We start from the raw sequence: 13,298 nt of genomic DNA on the forward strand, positions 1-13,298 counted from the left end.
GTACGTGCCCACCTTGAGGGCCTTTCTCCTTGGAGTTAGGCCACGAGGTGCGGCAGGTAGAGCGGGCCGTTTAGCGTTTTCGCGGTGAGGTTTTCAAGCGGTTTCCATTGGGTGCGGTGAGTAACTAAACTGGTAGTTTCTGATACCGCGACACGGTAATTTAGGAATAAATTTTCCCCTTTAGCTTGGAGGTTCTCATGGTCGATCACGCACGCGCGGCGCGGCTAGCAAAACGAATTCAGGAAATCGTGGCTAGTGCCATTGAGCTGCAGATTAAGGATCGCCGCCTGGAGATGGTCACCGTGACCGATGCTCGCGTCACCGGTGATTTGCATGACGCTACCGTCTTTTACACGGTGCGTGGCCACGATATCGAGGCAGAACCCGATTATGACCAGGCTGAGGAAGCACTCAAGCGCGCGAAGGGGCAGTTGCGCAAGATCGTTGGCGATCAGCTCTCCGTCCGCTTTACCCCAACCCTGACGTTTGAGCTCGATACTGTCCCAGAGGCCTCCGCGCACATGGAAGAACTCTTGGCGCGCGCTCGTGCTCGCGATGAAGAGCTAGCAAAGTTGAAGGAAAACGCTCAGCCCGCGGGCGAGGCGAATCCGTATAAGACCTCCGATGAAGACGAGGCTTAAGTGACCCGCAAGGAATATCAGGGCGCCGTCGACGCCATTTCTGGCGCGCAGAGCATCTGTATTATTACCCACTTGCGCCCGGATGCCGATGCCATTGGGTCGGCCACGGCTTTGCTCTTAGCCGTACAACAAAGTGGGAAAGAAGCCTGCGCGGTCATCGGCCAGGATAGGGACTTTGCGCCTAATCTTTACTCCATTCCCGGCGCAGACCAGGTTAAGGTCATGCGGGAGTTACCGCAGGGCTATGACCTTTATGTCACCGTGGATTGCGGGTCGATCGATCGCACCGGTCTATTTTCCGCAGATATCGCCCAACTGGTGACGGCAGGGCGCGTGCTGTGCATCGACCACCACTCGTCCAATCTCGGATTTGGCTCAGTAAACTTGGTTGACTCAGAGTGCGAGTCCACCACGGTGGCCATATTGACCATCCTGGATATGCTGTCGGTGCAAATCGAAAGCAGCATCGCACACTGCCTGTACGCTGGGCTTTTGACCGATACGGGTAGCTTTCGTTGGGGCAGGCCCGCCATGCACGATGTGGCTACGCGCTTGATGCGCTATGGCCTGGATACCAAGCAGATTGCCACGGACTTACTCGATGCCACGACTCCCGATGATCTACAGATGGTTGGCCGCGTGCTCGCAGGGCTGCGCATTGAACATGCTGGTGAAATGGGCGTGGGCATCCTCGTCGCGGGCTTGGCCGATATCGAAGGTCATTCGGACTCTGCAGTGGAATCCCTGGTGGATTTCGTGCGCGCCCTTGAGGGCACGCAGTTGGGTGTGGTCTTTAAGGAACAGTCGCCCGGGATCTGGGCGGTATCGCTGCGTTCGACCACGATCAATTGCGCGGCCCTGGCAGCCCAATTCGGCGGCGGCGGGCATATTCCCGCTGCCGGGTACATGACACAAGGAAGCGAAGAAAGCATCGTCGCGGAGCTGGTGAGTGCCATCCATGAGCACTAGGCAGTCAACCCCCACGACAGTAAGCGCACGCGAGGTCTTTGGCCTCGCGTTTCCTGCGCTTGGCGTCCTGGCCGCGATGCCGCTCTACCTCCTGCTCGATACCGCAATGGTGGGGCGCTTGGGTGCCCAGGAATTGGCTTCGCTCGCCGCGGCAACCACGATCCATACCGTGGTGACCACGCAGCTGACCTTCTTGTCCTACGGCACCACGGCCCGCTCGTCCCGCCTGTTTGGCGCTGGAAAGCGCGCCGAGGCCGTAGCAGAAGGCGTGCAAGCAACCTATGTGGCTGTAGGCGTCGGCGGGCTTTTGGCCATTATTATGTGGATCTTCGGCGGCGTATTTGCCCGGTGGCTTACCGGAGATCCCACCACGGCGGCCGGCACCGCGCTGTGGCTGCGGATCGCCGCGCTGGCCATTCCCGTAACACTCGTGGAAATGGCCGGAAATGGCTGGATGCGCGGCGTACAAAATACCAAGAAGCCGCTCTATTTCACCCTCGCCGGAATGATTCCCGGCGCCATTGCCGTGCCTGCATTCGTGTACTGGTGGGGCCTTGCCGGGTCTGCCATTGCCACCGTCTTGGGAATGAGCATTATCGCAAGTCTTTTCGTGCGCGAGCTGTATAAACAGCACGAAGGTTCGTGGAAGTTCCGGTGGGACATCGTGCGTAAACAGCTGATCTTGGGACGTGACCTTATCTTGCGCTCCGCTAGCTTTCAGGTGGCCTTTCTTACCGCAACGGCCGTGGTGTCCCGCGTGGGCACGGCCGCGTTGGGCGGCCACCAAATCATGATGCAGCTGTGGAACTTCATGTCGCTGATTTTGGATTCCTTGGCCATTGCTGCTCAGGCCTTGACCGGAGCGGCCTTGGGCGCCGGCTCGGCCCGCCACGCGCGCAGCGTGGGAAGCAAGGTAGTGATGTATTCCACCATCTTCTCAGCCTTCCTCGCCTTGGTTTTCGCCGCCGGGGTCGGGGTTATCCCGCGCGTCTTTACATCCTCGCAGGAGGTCATCGATGCCATGAGCCAACCGTGGTGGATCCTGGTCGGCATGGTCATCGCCGGCGGCGTGGTCTTTGCCCTTGACGGCGTCCTATTGGGGGCAGGGGATGCGGCATTCTTGCGCAGCCTGACCATTGCCTCTGTGCTTTTGGGATTTTTGCCCGGCGTGCTCCTCGCACATGCCATGGGCACGGGCCTTACCGGTGTGTGGTGCGGCTTGGCCGCATTCATTACTTTCCGCCTCATCGGCGTGGTCTACCGCTTCTATTCCATGAAATGGGCCGTAGTAGCAGAGTAATAGCTGCGCTACAGTGACTATGACGAGTAGCAACAGCACTACAGATTTAACTACAGCGGAAACTCCGTAACGATGATGAGCAAGGCGGGTGGGAGCGGTAATGCCAACGTTATGGGCAGTTGCAGACTTGCACGGCGCGATCCGTGAAAATTTTGCGCGCATTGCAGAGCTAGCCCCACCAGATCCCGCCGATTGGCTCATTGTGGCAGGCGATGTCGCAGAGCGCAGCGAGCTCATCGTGCGCATCTTGCGCGATTTGGCCGCGCGCTATGACACCGTTATTTGGGCGCCGGGCAATCACGAGTTATTTTCCCGTTCCCAAGACCAGTACAAGGGGCGCGAAAAATACGACCACCTGGTTGCCGCCTGCCGGGAAATCGGCGTTATCACCCCGGAGGACCCTTACCCGGTCTTTAACGGGATAACGATCGTGCCGCTTTTTACCCTGTATGACTACAGCTTCCGCCCACCGGGGACCTCGGTGGAAGAAGCGGTGCAACAGGCGCGCGCCAAAAAGCTTGTCATGACCGATGAGGTAGCTATCGCACCTTTTGTAGATGTGCGCGCCTGGTGTTGGGACCGCTTGGCGTATTCCATTAAGCGTTTATCCCGAGTGCAGGGCCCAACCATCTTGATCAACCACTGGCCGCTGGTGCAAGAGCCCACGATGGTGCTGCGCTTCCCGGAAATCGCCCTGTGGAGCGGCTCGCGGCATACGCGCTCGTGGCCGCGGCGGTACAAGGCAGAAGCGGTCATCTACGGACACCTGCACACGCCCTCCAAGATGAATGTGGATGGGGTAGACCATATCGAAGTCTCTTTGGGCTATCCGCGCGAGTGGCGTAACCAGCCCCACCGTATCCCGTGGCCATACCCAGTTACCTCGACGTTTGGTGAGGTGGACTAATGCTGTATCCCGACCTATTCCCAGAAACTACCCGGTATTGCTATGTGCGCACGGATGCTCGCGAGTCCGACCTGCTCAATTATGAGCAGCTCGACCCAAAAGAACAGTCCATAGTCTCGCAGGCGGTCGATATCCGGAAGTCCGAATTTGGCGATGCCCGCTGGTGTGCGCACCAGGCCCTGCGCGAGCTGGGCTTTACAGGTACTAACCCGATTATGCGCGGCGAGCGGGGCATGCCGCTGTGGCCCGAAGGATTTATTGGATCCATGACCCATACGGAGGGCATGCGCGCAGCAGTGGTAGCCTCCACTACGGATTTTCGCTCCATTGGCCTTGATGCGGAGCCGGCGCAGCGCCTGCCCGAACACGTGTTGACCATGATCGCCCGAGCCGGGGAAATGCAGCAGCTGCCCCGCCTAGAAAAGGCGGGGGTGCACTGCCCAGACCGCCTGCTATTTTGCGCCAAGGAGGCTACCTATAAGGCGTGGTTTCCCATGACGCATCGGTGGCTGGATTTCGATCAAGCGGAGATCGATATCCGCGAGGATGGCACCTTCATTTCCTATATCCTGGCCCGCCCCACGCCAGTGCCGTTTATCACCGGCAAGTGGATCCTAGAAGGCGGTTATGTCGTGGTTTCCACGCTGGTTCCGGCCCTTGATTTTTCAGCCTGACCGGAAACCCGCTCAGATCGCCTCGATCAATGCCCTCAGCCACTGACTTAGAGGGTGGACGGCCGTGCCACAAAGACCGTAGCCAACCTTTTTCCCTTCTCCTTAATGAGCGCGATGGCCTGGCCATTGGGGGCTACCGCCGCATGAACCCCGGACAGCCCGCGCGGCTCTAACCATTTGCCCATCGCTAAGGCGGCGGCCTCGTCCTCGGTGACGGGCAGGACGGGGAAACTGCGCTTGAGCGCCTCATCGAGGCTTAAGGAGAGGCGGGGGTTTTCGGCAAGATCGGCGAGCAGGTGGGCATCGGCAAGCGCGAAGGGCCCCACCGTTGTGCGGCGCAGGGCGGTTAAATGCCCGCCGACGCCCAAGGCTTCGCCCATATCGCGCGCCAAGGAGCGGATATAGGTGCCGGAGGAACACTCCACGGATACATCGAGGTCAACAAAATCGCCCTCGGTGCGCAGGTCATGAATGTCAAAGCTGTGGATGGTGACCGGGCGGGCGGGAATATCTACCTCTTTGCCCTCGCGCACCAATTCATGCGCCCTTTTGCCCTTGATCTTGATGGCGGAAACCGCGGCGGGCTTTTGCATAATATCGCCGGTTAACGCGGCAACTTCGGCCTCGATGGCGGAACGGTGCAGCGCGGCCGCAGGCTTGCCCCAGCGAAATTCGCCCTCAGCATCATCGGTGGTGGTAGAAGCGCCGAGGCGGATGGTGGCTGAATAGGACTTGGTGGAGGCGACCATGTGCGCGAGGAATTTGGTGCCGCGTTCGATGCCGAGGACTAGCACCCCTGTCGCCATGGGATCCAGGGTGCCGGCATGGCCGACCTTTTTGGTGTGGAAATACCTGCGTAGGCGGCTAACAACATCGTGGGAGGTCATGCCGGCAGGCTTATCAACGATGACAAGTCCGGAATGTGCGAGCGCATCAGTCATAGGGTACAAGTCTATGCTCTACGATGGATTCCGTGGATATTTGTTACGGAATCGATGACATCCCCGCGGATGTGGGGCCGACCTCGGTAACCATTGGCGTCTTCGATGGCTTGCACCGCGGCCATCAGCAGCTCGTTTCTGCCTGCGTGGAGCATGCGCGGGCGAATAATCAGGTCCCCGTCATGGTGACTTTTGACCCGCACCCGGTCTCCGTTTTCTTGCCGGAGCGCGCCCCGCTATCCGTGGTGAGCTTCGAGCGCAGGCTAGAGCTCGCGGAAGAAATGGGCATTGAGATGGTACTTGTCATTGACTTCACCAAGGAACTCGATGGCGTGGAGCCACGGCCTTATGTGCGCGACCTCTTGGTGGGAAAACTCCATGCACAGCACGTGGTGGTGGGGGAGAACTTCACCTTCGGCGCAGGGGCCAGCGGCACCGCGGAAGCCATGCGGCAGCTGGGCGAGGAGTTTGGGTTTAGCGTCGATATCATCCCGCTGCTGGATGAAGACGGCGTGCAGATTTGTTCCACCTACATTCGCCAGAGCCTGTCCCGGGGCAATATAGAATCGGCGAATTGGGCGCTTGGCCGGCACTTTACCGTGACCGGACCCGTGGTGCGCGGCGCGGGGCGCGGCGGCAAGGAGCTGGGTTTTCCCACGGCCAACCAGTACTTTCCAGATACCGTAGCCATTCCCGCGGATGGGGTGTATGCGGGGTGGTTCATTGTGCATTCCGAATCGCCCCTCGACGGGGACATGCAACCTGAAGTGGCCTACGCCGCGGCGATTTCCGTGGGCACGAATCCCACCTTTGGTGATGAAGAGCGCTCCGTGGAGTCCTTTGTCTTGGATCGCGATGCCGATCTTTATGGCTATGAGGCAACCGTGAAATTCGTGGGCCACCTGCGGGATATGGTGAAGTTTCACTCCGTCGATGAGCTTTTGGAGGCCATGGCCCAGGACGTCGCTGCCGCCCGCACGGTGCTGGCTGCCGATGCCCGCGCGCAGGGCTGCAATAGCGAAGACTATTTCTTAAAGGAGAAGTAAATGAAGGCGATCCTCGATCTTGATACCGGTATTGATGATGCCCTGGCCTTGGCGTATGCCCTAGCCCACCCAGAGCTTGAGCTCATTGGGGTGACCTGCACGTATGGCAATGTCACCGTCCCACTGGCGGTGCGCAATACCCTGGCGCTGCTGGAGCTGCTGGATAGGCCCGATATCCCGGTCTTTGCTGGCCCCAGCCCGGACGGTTTCCAGCCCAGCGAGATTTCGGCCTTCATCCACGGCCAGAATGGCGTGGGTGAGGTCGCGCTTAGCCCGTCCGATAAGACCGAGGACACGCAGCCGGCCGCGGATTTCCTCGTGCAGGCCGTGCGCGATTACGGCGATGAACTCGTCATTATCCCCACCGGCCCGTCCACGACCATCGCCCAGGCCATGCTTGCCGATGCCTCCTTTGCCACCAACGCCCACATTGTCATGATGGGCGGGGCGCTGACCGTTCCCGGCAATGTTTCCGCGTGGGCAGAGGCCAATATTTCCCAGGACCCGGATGCCACCGATTACCTCTTCCGCCACAGCCAAGATGTCACCATGGTGGGCCTTGATGTCACCCTGCGCACCCTCTTGACGGAAAAGGAAACCGCGCGCTGGCGGGCAACCGGAACGGCCGCGGGCGAGATTTTCGCCGATATGGTGGATTACTATATCCGCGCTTATGCCACCACGGCTCCTCACCTGGCCGGCTGCGGTCTGCACGATCCGCTGGCCGTGGCGGTAGCCGCAGATCCTTCCTTGGTGGAAGTCATCGAGACCAATATGAAAACCGATACCGAAGGCCCCACCCGCGGGCGCACCATCGCGGATGAAACTAGGCTGAGCCAGGAACCGACCGCGAAGGTCGCCGTGGGCGTGGATAACGAGCGGTTTGTCAGTGAATTTGTAGACCGCCTCGAAGAACTTTTCCGCACGGTGGGCGCCAAGTAGCGCAGCGTTTTGATTTGCCGTGCTAATTGGCTGTAAGATGACCAGTTGGCTTAGCGACTGTGGTTCACGACAGTTGCGGCACGCGGAGCTCGCAACGGCGGCGCTGCGCGTTGAAGAATAGTGTGGACTGAAATAAAGGAGAAATACTCATGGCATTGACCACTGAGAAGAAGGCCGAAATCCTCAAGGAGTACGGCCTGCACGAGACCGACACCGGTTCCCCCGAGGCACAGGTTGCCCTGCTGACCTCCCGCATCAACACTTTGACGGAGCACCTGAAGTTCCACAAGCACGATCACCACTCCCGTCGTGGTCTGCTGCTGATGGTTGGTCGTCGTCGTGGCCTGCTGAAGTACTTGGCAGAAAACAACGTGGATCGTTACCGTGACCTGATTTCCCGCCTGGGCCTGCGCCGCTAATTGCGACGCGGCTGCGGCCGAATTTTTCCCCTTGCCCTGTGGCAAGGGGAATTAGTGGTTTTATACCCTCTTAAACCTTGTAGGGAGCAGGGGCGATTGCGGTCGCCGTAGCTCAAAAGTGCGGAATCTCTGTTAGAATTTTCACCGTTGTCAAAACAATGTGGAAAAGGCGGCACCGACGATCGCCTAAAGCACTCAAGGAGAATTACTAGATGAGCGTTCAGAACTCCGTAGAGTTCAATATCGATGAAGAATTCGGTATTACCGAAGCTATCGCTGTCCTCGACAACGGGGACTTTGGCACCCGCACGGTACGTTTCGAAACCGGCCAGTTGGCCCGCCAGGCAGATGGTTCCGTAACCACGTACCTCGACGATGACACGATGCTGCTGGCCACCACGACCGCCTCGAACCAGCCGCGCGAGAACTTTGACTTCTTCCCGCTCACTGTGGACGTGGAAGAGCGCATGTACGCAGCCGGCAAGATCCCCGGCTCCTTCTTCCGCCGCGAGGGGCGTCCCTCCACCGAGGCCATCTTGGCCTGCCGCCTCATCGACCGCCCGCTGCGCCCCACCTTTGTCAAGGGCCTGCGCAATGAAGTGCAGGTGGTCATCACCGTCCTGTCGCAGGACCCGGAAGAGTACTACGACGTCGTAGCCATCAACGGCGCGTCTGCGGCAACCCAGCTTTCCGGTCTGCCGGTCTCCGGCGCCGTCGGCGGCGTGCGCATGGCGCTCATCGCCGATGACAAGCACCCTGGTGGCCAGTGGGTGGCGTTCCCGAACCACGAGCAGCACGAGCGCGCGCTCTTTGAGATGGTCGTGGCCGGCCGCATCGTTTCCAAGGGGCGTAAAGAAGACGTCGCCATCATGATGGTGGAAGCTGGCGCCGGCACCAACGTTGCAGAGCGCATTGCCGATGGCGCCCCGGCACCGCAAGAAGCCGCCGTCGCCGAAGGACTTGAGGCAGCCAAGCCGTTCATTAAGACCCTGTGTGAAGCCCAGAACGGCCTGGCAGAGCGCACCGCCAAGGAGACCCAGGAGTTCCCGCTCTTCCCGGCGTATGAAGACGATGTCTTCGCCGCCGTGGAAAAGGCCGCTTCCAAGAAGCTGGAGAGCTTGCTGACCATTCCGGGCAAGCAGGAGCGCGACGAGGCCACGAACGAACACATGGAGCAGGTCGAACAAGATCTGCTGCCGCAATTTGCTGACCTGGAAGAGGCAGTGGCTTCCAAGCAGATTCGCGCTGCGTATAACGAGGTCATGAAGAAGATCGTGCGCCGCAAGATCTTGACCGATGGTTTCCGCATCGATGGCCGCGGCCTGACCGATATCCGCGATCTGTCCGTCGAAGTTGACTTGGTTCCACGCGCACATGGTTCTTCCTTGTTCGAGCGCGGCGAGACGCAGATCCTCGGTGTCACCACCCTGGATATGTTGAAGATGGAGCAGCAGATCGACTCGCTTACTCCGATTGAGTCCAAGCGCTATATGCACCACTACAACTTCCCGCCATTTTCTACCGGTGAGACCGGCCGCGTCGGCTCGCCCAAGCGCCGCGAAATCGGCCACGGTGCGCTCGCCGAGCGCGCCCTGCTTCCGGTCATCCCGTCGCGCGAGGATTTCCCGTATGCCATCCGTCAGGTCTCTGAGGCGCTCGGTTCCAATGGTTCTACCTCCATGGGCTCTGTCTGTGCGTCCACCCTGTCCCTCTACAACGCGGGCGTTCCGCTCAAGGCGCCGGTAGCCGGCATCGCCATGGGCTTGGTCTCCGGTGAGGTCAAGGGCAAGGAAAAGTTCGTCGCACTGACCGATATCCTCGGTGCCGAGGACGCCTTCGGCGACATGGACTTCAAGGTTGCGGGCACCTCCGAATTCATCACCGCGCTGCAGCTGGACACGAAGCTCGATGGCATTCCGTCTAAGGTCTTGGCCCAGGCACTCGAGCAGGCCCGCGATGCCCGCGCCACCATTCTGGAAACCATGGCAGAGGTCATCGATTCCCCAGATGAGATGTCTGGCCTGGCCCCGAAGATCACCTCGGTGAAGATTCCGGTCAACAAGATCGGTGAGCTCATCGGCCCTAAGGGCAAGACCATCAACCAGATCACCGAAGATACCGGTGCTGATGTCTCGATCGAAGACGATGGCACGGTCTACATCTCTGCGGTCACCGGCGAAGCCGCAGACGCTGCGATTGAAAAGGTTAACTCCATTGCCAACCCACAGTTGCCCAAGGTGGGCGAGCGCTTCCTCGGCACGGTAGTCAAGACCGTTCCATTCGGCGCCTTCGTTTCCTTGACCCCTGGCCGCGATGGATTGATCCACATCTCCAACCTGGGTGGGGACGAACGCATTGAGAAGGTCGAAGATGTCGTTAACGTTGGCGATAAGGTACAGGTAGAAATCGCGGATATTGATAACCGCGGCAAGATCTCCCTAGTGCCCGTTGAGGACTAATCCCTCAGGCGCCCTTTAGAGCAGTGGCCCTGTTTCCCGAATATGGTGGGAAACAGGGCCATTTTCTATGCCTGCGCCGTGATCACTCAGTTCTGGAAATCAAGCACAAGGCGTTTGGGGTTTTGCAGGAAGGTCACGGAATAAGGCGTTTGCTTCTTTAGCCCGATGACCAACTGCGTTTGCGCCTCGAAGGTGGTGGTGTAGTTGATCTCTTGCACGACACCGGCACCTGGTGTGATGCCAGTATCCATAAACCTTTGTTCTAACTCCGGCGTCGATGGCCACGGGGTGCCCTCGATACCAAGGTTGAGGAAAGTGGCGCCTTTGACCTCGACCGGAAGCCCCGATGCTTGGTGGGCGGGCTGATCCGTATAGGTAGTAAACCACCCTGCTTCTCCGTCGCCTTCAAGATCAACCACGACGCGGGTAAAAGAGTCATGCGCGGCTACTCGGATCCCGGTGGGGACGAGGCCACCCAATCCAGGAGGTAGGTGGCGCTGATCCTCGAGGGAGGGCGTGCCCATACCGCCAAAAGCAGGTTTTGGATCATTGCCCTGCGCTTGTTGCTGATGATGGCTTAACGGGGCGGTGTCTTCTACCGTCTTGGTTGGGTCATCGGCAGTGGTCGTGGTGGTAGGCTCTGATTTCTTTGCCGCAGACGTGGTCGACTCAGCGGTGGAACTGGTTGATTCCTCCTGCGTGGCAAATGAGGCATCGGCGGCCTCGTCATCGCTGGGGCTAGCGCAAGCAGCCAGCGAGAGCATGCAGCTTATACCGGCGCCAGCAGCGATAGCGCGGGTGAGAGTAGATCGAGACATTCTGACCACTTCCTAGGTTGTCTACCTTGTTGTCTCTTCCAATTCTACCGGTACACAAGTGGCCTAACTGGGGAAGTGATGCAATTGTTGTATAAGGGAAAGTAGCGAAGGCGTGGGCCTAGCGCTTCAACTGGACGAGCTGGATGAGGTTACCCACGGTATCGTCAAAGACTGCGGTAATGGAGGGGCCAACGTCGGTGGGCTCCATGGTAAAGTCCACGCCCTTGTCCTTGAGTTCGGCGTATTCTTTCTCCACATCCTGCGACAAGAATTGGGTGACCGGGATATTATCCGCCTTCAGCGCCTCGGTGTACGTTTTGGCGGCTGGGTGACCCTTGGGTTCAAGCAGCAATTCAACGCTGCCGTCGCCGTCCGCGTTGGTGACCGTTAGCCACCGGAAATCGCCGTGCGTGACGTCATCTTTTACCCGGAAACCTAGGACATCGACATAAAAATCGTGGGCGCGAGCAACGTCATCTACTGGAACGGACGCAATATAAATCTGCATGACGCCCAGTCTAGCAGTGGTATTTTTGCCGTTCGGAGGCCCGCCCACCGCGGATGGGCGAGCGCGATAGGATGGGAAAGAAACAAAGGTTTAACTCAAAGTTGTTAAGAAAGTGAGGCCCGCAATGGCGATCAAAGTAGGAGTCTTGGGAGCGCAGGGGCGCGTCGGCAAAGCGATTGTTGAAGGCGTTCATGCCGAAGATGATCTAGAGCTCGTAGCGGAAATTAGCCGCGGGGATGACCTGCAGCACTTGGTTGATAATCACGCAGAGGTCATCGTGGACTTCACCCAGCCTGATTCGGTGATGGGAAACCTGGAGTTTTGCATCGCGAACGGCATTCACTGCGTGGTGGGCACCACTGGCTTTGATAAAGAGCGCCTGGACCAGGTGGAGCAGTGGACCCGCCAAGAAGGTGCTGGCAACGTGCTGATCGCACCGAATTTCGCCATCTCTGCCGTGATGACCATGGTGCTTGCCAAGCAGGCGGCGAAGTTTTTCGAGACCGCAGAGGTCGTTGAATTTCACCACCCCACCAAGCTGGATGCGCCTTCCGGCACCGCCATCCACACCGCAGAGGCCATTGCCCAGGCGCGCCGCGATGCCGAATTGGGCGAGATGCCGGATGCGACGGAAAAGTCCCTCGAGGGCGCGCGCGGTGCGAATGTAGACGGAATCCCGGTGCATGCCGTGCGTACCCGCGGCATGGTGGCCCACGAAGAGGTCATTTTCGGTGCGCAGGGGCAATCCCTGACCATCCGCCAGGATTCCTACGATCGTTCCTCCTTTACCCCTGGCGTTTTGGTCGGCGTGCGCGAGATTGCGCAGCACCCGGGATTGGTTGTCGGGCTAGACAAGTACCTGGGGCTGTAGCGGTATGGCCACTGCGAGTGAGCTAAATATCCAGCTCATTGCCGCCACCGAGTTTCACCCGCCACAGGGAACGCAGTGGCGTGCCGATGAGACGGCGACCGATGGCGAGGCCCTCGTCGAATTCGCAGGACGGGCGTGTTATGAGTCTTTTGACAAACCCAACCCGCGCACCGCGACGAACTCCGCCTACCTGCACCACATCATGGAGGTAGGCCATACGGCGCTATTGGAACACGCCACGGCCACGATGTACATCACGGGGCTCTCGCGCTCAGCCAGCCATGAATTGGTTCGCCACCGGCATTTTTCCTTTTCGCAGCTATCCCAGCGCTTTGTGCACCCTAATGAGATGCACGTAGCGCTGCCCAAGCTGGTGGAAGAAGATGAGCAATTACGCCGATTGGTCATGCAAGCCGTGGATGAAACCCGTTTTGTCTACGATGAGCTGCTAGAGGCCTTGGAAGAAAAGCTGGATGAGCCGAATGCGCTGCTGCGAAAGAAGCAGGCGCGGCAGGCGGCGCGCGCAGTATTGCCCAATGCGACGGAAACCAGGCTCGTCGTTACCGGCAATTACCGCGCGTGGCGCCACTTCATTGGGGCGCGGGCGGCTGAGCATGCTGATACGGAATTGCGCGAAGTGGCGGTGGAGTGCTTGAAGCATTTGCAGGAGCAAGCACCAGCGCTTTTCGATGACTTCCATATCACCACGTTGGCCGATGGAACGCAGATGGCCGCAAGCCCTTACGCTTAACACGCGCCACCCCGATGCGGCCAAAAGGTGCACTAGCGGGTAACCTTGACGG

General features: G+C 59.2%; 14 protein-coding genes. 11 read left to right on the plus strand and 3 right to left on the minus strand.

The features are described from left to right. Positions 1 to 197 precede the first annotated feature (197 nt). The 5 genes from rbfA (at position 198) to MHX65_RS07375 (ending at position 4,491) form a co-directional block, all read left to right on the plus strand. Entirely contained in the window at positions 198 to 641 is a 444-nt protein-coding gene (rbfA, locus tag MHX65_RS07355; protein WP_005278773.1) for a 30S ribosome-binding factor RbfA, read from the plus strand. Continuing rightward, positions 642 to 1,610, plus strand: coding sequence for a DHH family phosphoesterase (locus MHX65_RS07360; RefSeq protein WP_239269504.1), 969 nt, complete (start codon positions 642 to 644; stop codon positions 1,608 to 1,610). Further along, a complete protein-coding gene (locus MHX65_RS07365) occupies positions 1,600 to 2,910 on the plus strand; it encodes an MATE family efflux transporter (protein ID WP_239269505.1) in 1,311 nt (436 codons plus the stop codon). The genes MHX65_RS07360 and MHX65_RS07365 overlap by 11 nt, the downstream gene beginning before the upstream one ends. Before the next feature lie 100 nt (positions 2,911 to 3,010). Further along, complete coding sequence (locus tag MHX65_RS07370; protein WP_239269506.1) at positions 3,011 to 3,817, plus strand: metallophosphoesterase family protein; 807 nt, start codon at positions 3,011 to 3,013, stop codon at positions 3,815 to 3,817. Further along, complete coding sequence (locus tag MHX65_RS07375) at positions 3,817 to 4,491, plus strand: 4'-phosphopantetheinyl transferase family protein (protein WP_239269507.1); 675 nt, start codon at positions 3,817 to 3,819, stop codon at positions 4,489 to 4,491. Before MHX65_RS07370 ends, MHX65_RS07375 begins: the two co-directional genes overlap by 1 nt. A gap of 47 nt (positions 4,492 to 4,538) precedes the next feature. Here MHX65_RS07375 and truB read toward each other — a convergent pair whose 3' ends face one another. Beyond that, the gene (gene truB, locus MHX65_RS07380) at positions 4,539 to 5,432 is read right to left on the minus strand and encodes a tRNA pseudouridine(55) synthase TruB (RefSeq protein WP_239269508.1); all 894 of its coding nucleotides are present in this window, start codon (positions 5,430 to 5,432) and stop codon (positions 4,539 to 4,541) included. Between the two features lie 23 nt (positions 5,433 to 5,455). Between truB and MHX65_RS07385 the strand changes: the two genes are divergently transcribed. From MHX65_RS07385 to MHX65_RS07400, 4 genes are all read left to right on the plus strand, one after another. Next, positions 5,456 to 6,478 (plus strand): bifunctional riboflavin kinase/FAD synthetase, encoded by a 1,023-nt coding sequence (locus tag MHX65_RS07385; RefSeq protein WP_239269509.1) that lies wholly within the window; start codon positions 5,456 to 5,458, stop codon positions 6,476 to 6,478. Beyond that, entirely contained in the window at positions 6,479 to 7,420 is a 942-nt protein-coding gene (locus MHX65_RS07390; RefSeq protein WP_239269510.1) for a nucleoside hydrolase, read from the plus strand. It abuts the gene before it with no gap. Between the two features lie 149 nt (positions 7,421 to 7,569). Then, the gene (gene rpsO / locus MHX65_RS07395) at positions 7,570 to 7,839 is read left to right on the plus strand and encodes a 30S ribosomal protein S15 (RefSeq protein WP_005278802.1); all 270 of its coding nucleotides are present in this window, start codon (positions 7,570 to 7,572) and stop codon (positions 7,837 to 7,839) included. Positions 7,840 to 8,051: 212 nt separating this feature from the next. Continuing rightward, positions 8,052 to 10,298 carry a polyribonucleotide nucleotidyltransferase gene (locus tag MHX65_RS07400; RefSeq protein WP_239269511.1) on the plus strand — a complete coding sequence of 749 codons (2,247 nt, stop codon included), beginning with the start codon at positions 8,052 to 8,054 and terminating at the stop codon, positions 10,296 to 10,298. Positions 10,299 to 10,384: 86 nt separating this feature from the next. On the opposite strand, the gene MHX65_RS07405 is transcribed toward MHX65_RS07400, so the two are convergent. After that, positions 10,385 to 11,116 carry an AMIN-like domain-containing (lipo)protein gene (locus MHX65_RS07405; RefSeq protein WP_239269512.1) on the minus strand — a complete coding sequence of 244 codons (732 nt, stop codon included), beginning with the start codon at positions 11,114 to 11,116 and terminating at the stop codon, positions 10,385 to 10,387. Positions 11,117 to 11,234: 118 nt separating this feature from the next. Continuing rightward, entirely contained in the window at positions 11,235 to 11,624 is a 390-nt protein-coding gene (locus tag MHX65_RS07410; protein WP_239269513.1) for a VOC family protein, read from the minus strand. Between the two features lie 124 nt (positions 11,625 to 11,748). On the opposite strand from MHX65_RS07410, the gene dapB reads away from it, so the two are divergent. Both dapB and thyX read left to right on the plus strand, forming a co-directional pair. Next, positions 11,749 to 12,495 (plus strand): 4-hydroxy-tetrahydrodipicolinate reductase, encoded by a 747-nt coding sequence (dapB, locus tag MHX65_RS07415; protein ID WP_239269514.1) that lies wholly within the window; start codon positions 11,749 to 11,751, stop codon positions 12,493 to 12,495. Between the two features lie 4 nt (positions 12,496 to 12,499). Further along, the gene (thyX, locus tag MHX65_RS07420; RefSeq protein ID WP_239269515.1) at positions 12,500 to 13,246 is read left to right on the plus strand and encodes an FAD-dependent thymidylate synthase; all 747 of its coding nucleotides are present in this window, start codon (positions 12,500 to 12,502) and stop codon (positions 13,244 to 13,246) included. Positions 13,247 to 13,298: the final 52 nt, after the last annotated feature.

Origin of the sequence: Corynebacterium sp. ACRPS (genome assembly GCF_022346005.1) — a bacterium.
Classification (GTDB): Bacteria; Actinomycetota; Actinomycetes; order Mycobacteriales; family Mycobacteriaceae; genus Corynebacterium.

Coding starts and splice junctions, on each gene's coding strand:
- rbfA (WP_005278773.1), top strand. CDS start 198: ATGGTCGATCACGCACGCGCGGCGCGGCTAGCAAAACGAATTCAGGAA.
- MHX65_RS07365 (WP_239269505.1), top strand. CDS start 1,600: ATGAGCACTAGGCAGTCAACCCCCACGACAGTAAGCGCACGCGAGGTC.
- MHX65_RS07370 (WP_239269506.1), top strand. CDS start 3,011: ATGCCAACGTTATGGGCAGTTGCAGACTTGCACGGCGCGATCCGTGAA.
- MHX65_RS07375 (WP_239269507.1), top strand. CDS start 3,817: ATGCTGTATCCCGACCTATTCCCAGAAACTACCCGGTATTGCTATGTG.
- truB (WP_239269508.1), bottom strand. CDS start 5,432: ATGACTGATGCGCTCGCACATTCCGGACTTGTCATCGTTGATAAGCCT.
- MHX65_RS07385 (WP_239269509.1), top strand. CDS start 5,456: ATGGATTCCGTGGATATTTGTTACGGAATCGATGACATCCCCGCGGAT.
- MHX65_RS07390 (WP_239269510.1), top strand. CDS start 6,479: ATGAAGGCGATCCTCGATCTTGATACCGGTATTGATGATGCCCTGGCC.
- rpsO (WP_005278802.1), top strand. CDS start 7,570: ATGGCATTGACCACTGAGAAGAAGGCCGAAATCCTCAAGGAGTACGGC.
- MHX65_RS07400 (WP_239269511.1), top strand. CDS start 8,052: ATGAGCGTTCAGAACTCCGTAGAGTTCAATATCGATGAAGAATTCGGT.
- MHX65_RS07405 (WP_239269512.1), bottom strand. CDS start 11,116: ATGTCTCGATCTACTCTCACCCGCGCTATCGCTGCTGGCGCCGGTATA.
- MHX65_RS07410 (WP_239269513.1), bottom strand. CDS start 11,624: ATGCAGATTTATATTGCGTCCGTTCCAGTAGATGACGTTGCTCGCGCC.
- dapB (WP_239269514.1), top strand. CDS start 11,749: ATGGCGATCAAAGTAGGAGTCTTGGGAGCGCAGGGGCGCGTCGGCAAA.
- thyX (WP_239269515.1), top strand. CDS start 12,500: ATGGCCACTGCGAGTGAGCTAAATATCCAGCTCATTGCCGCCACCGAG.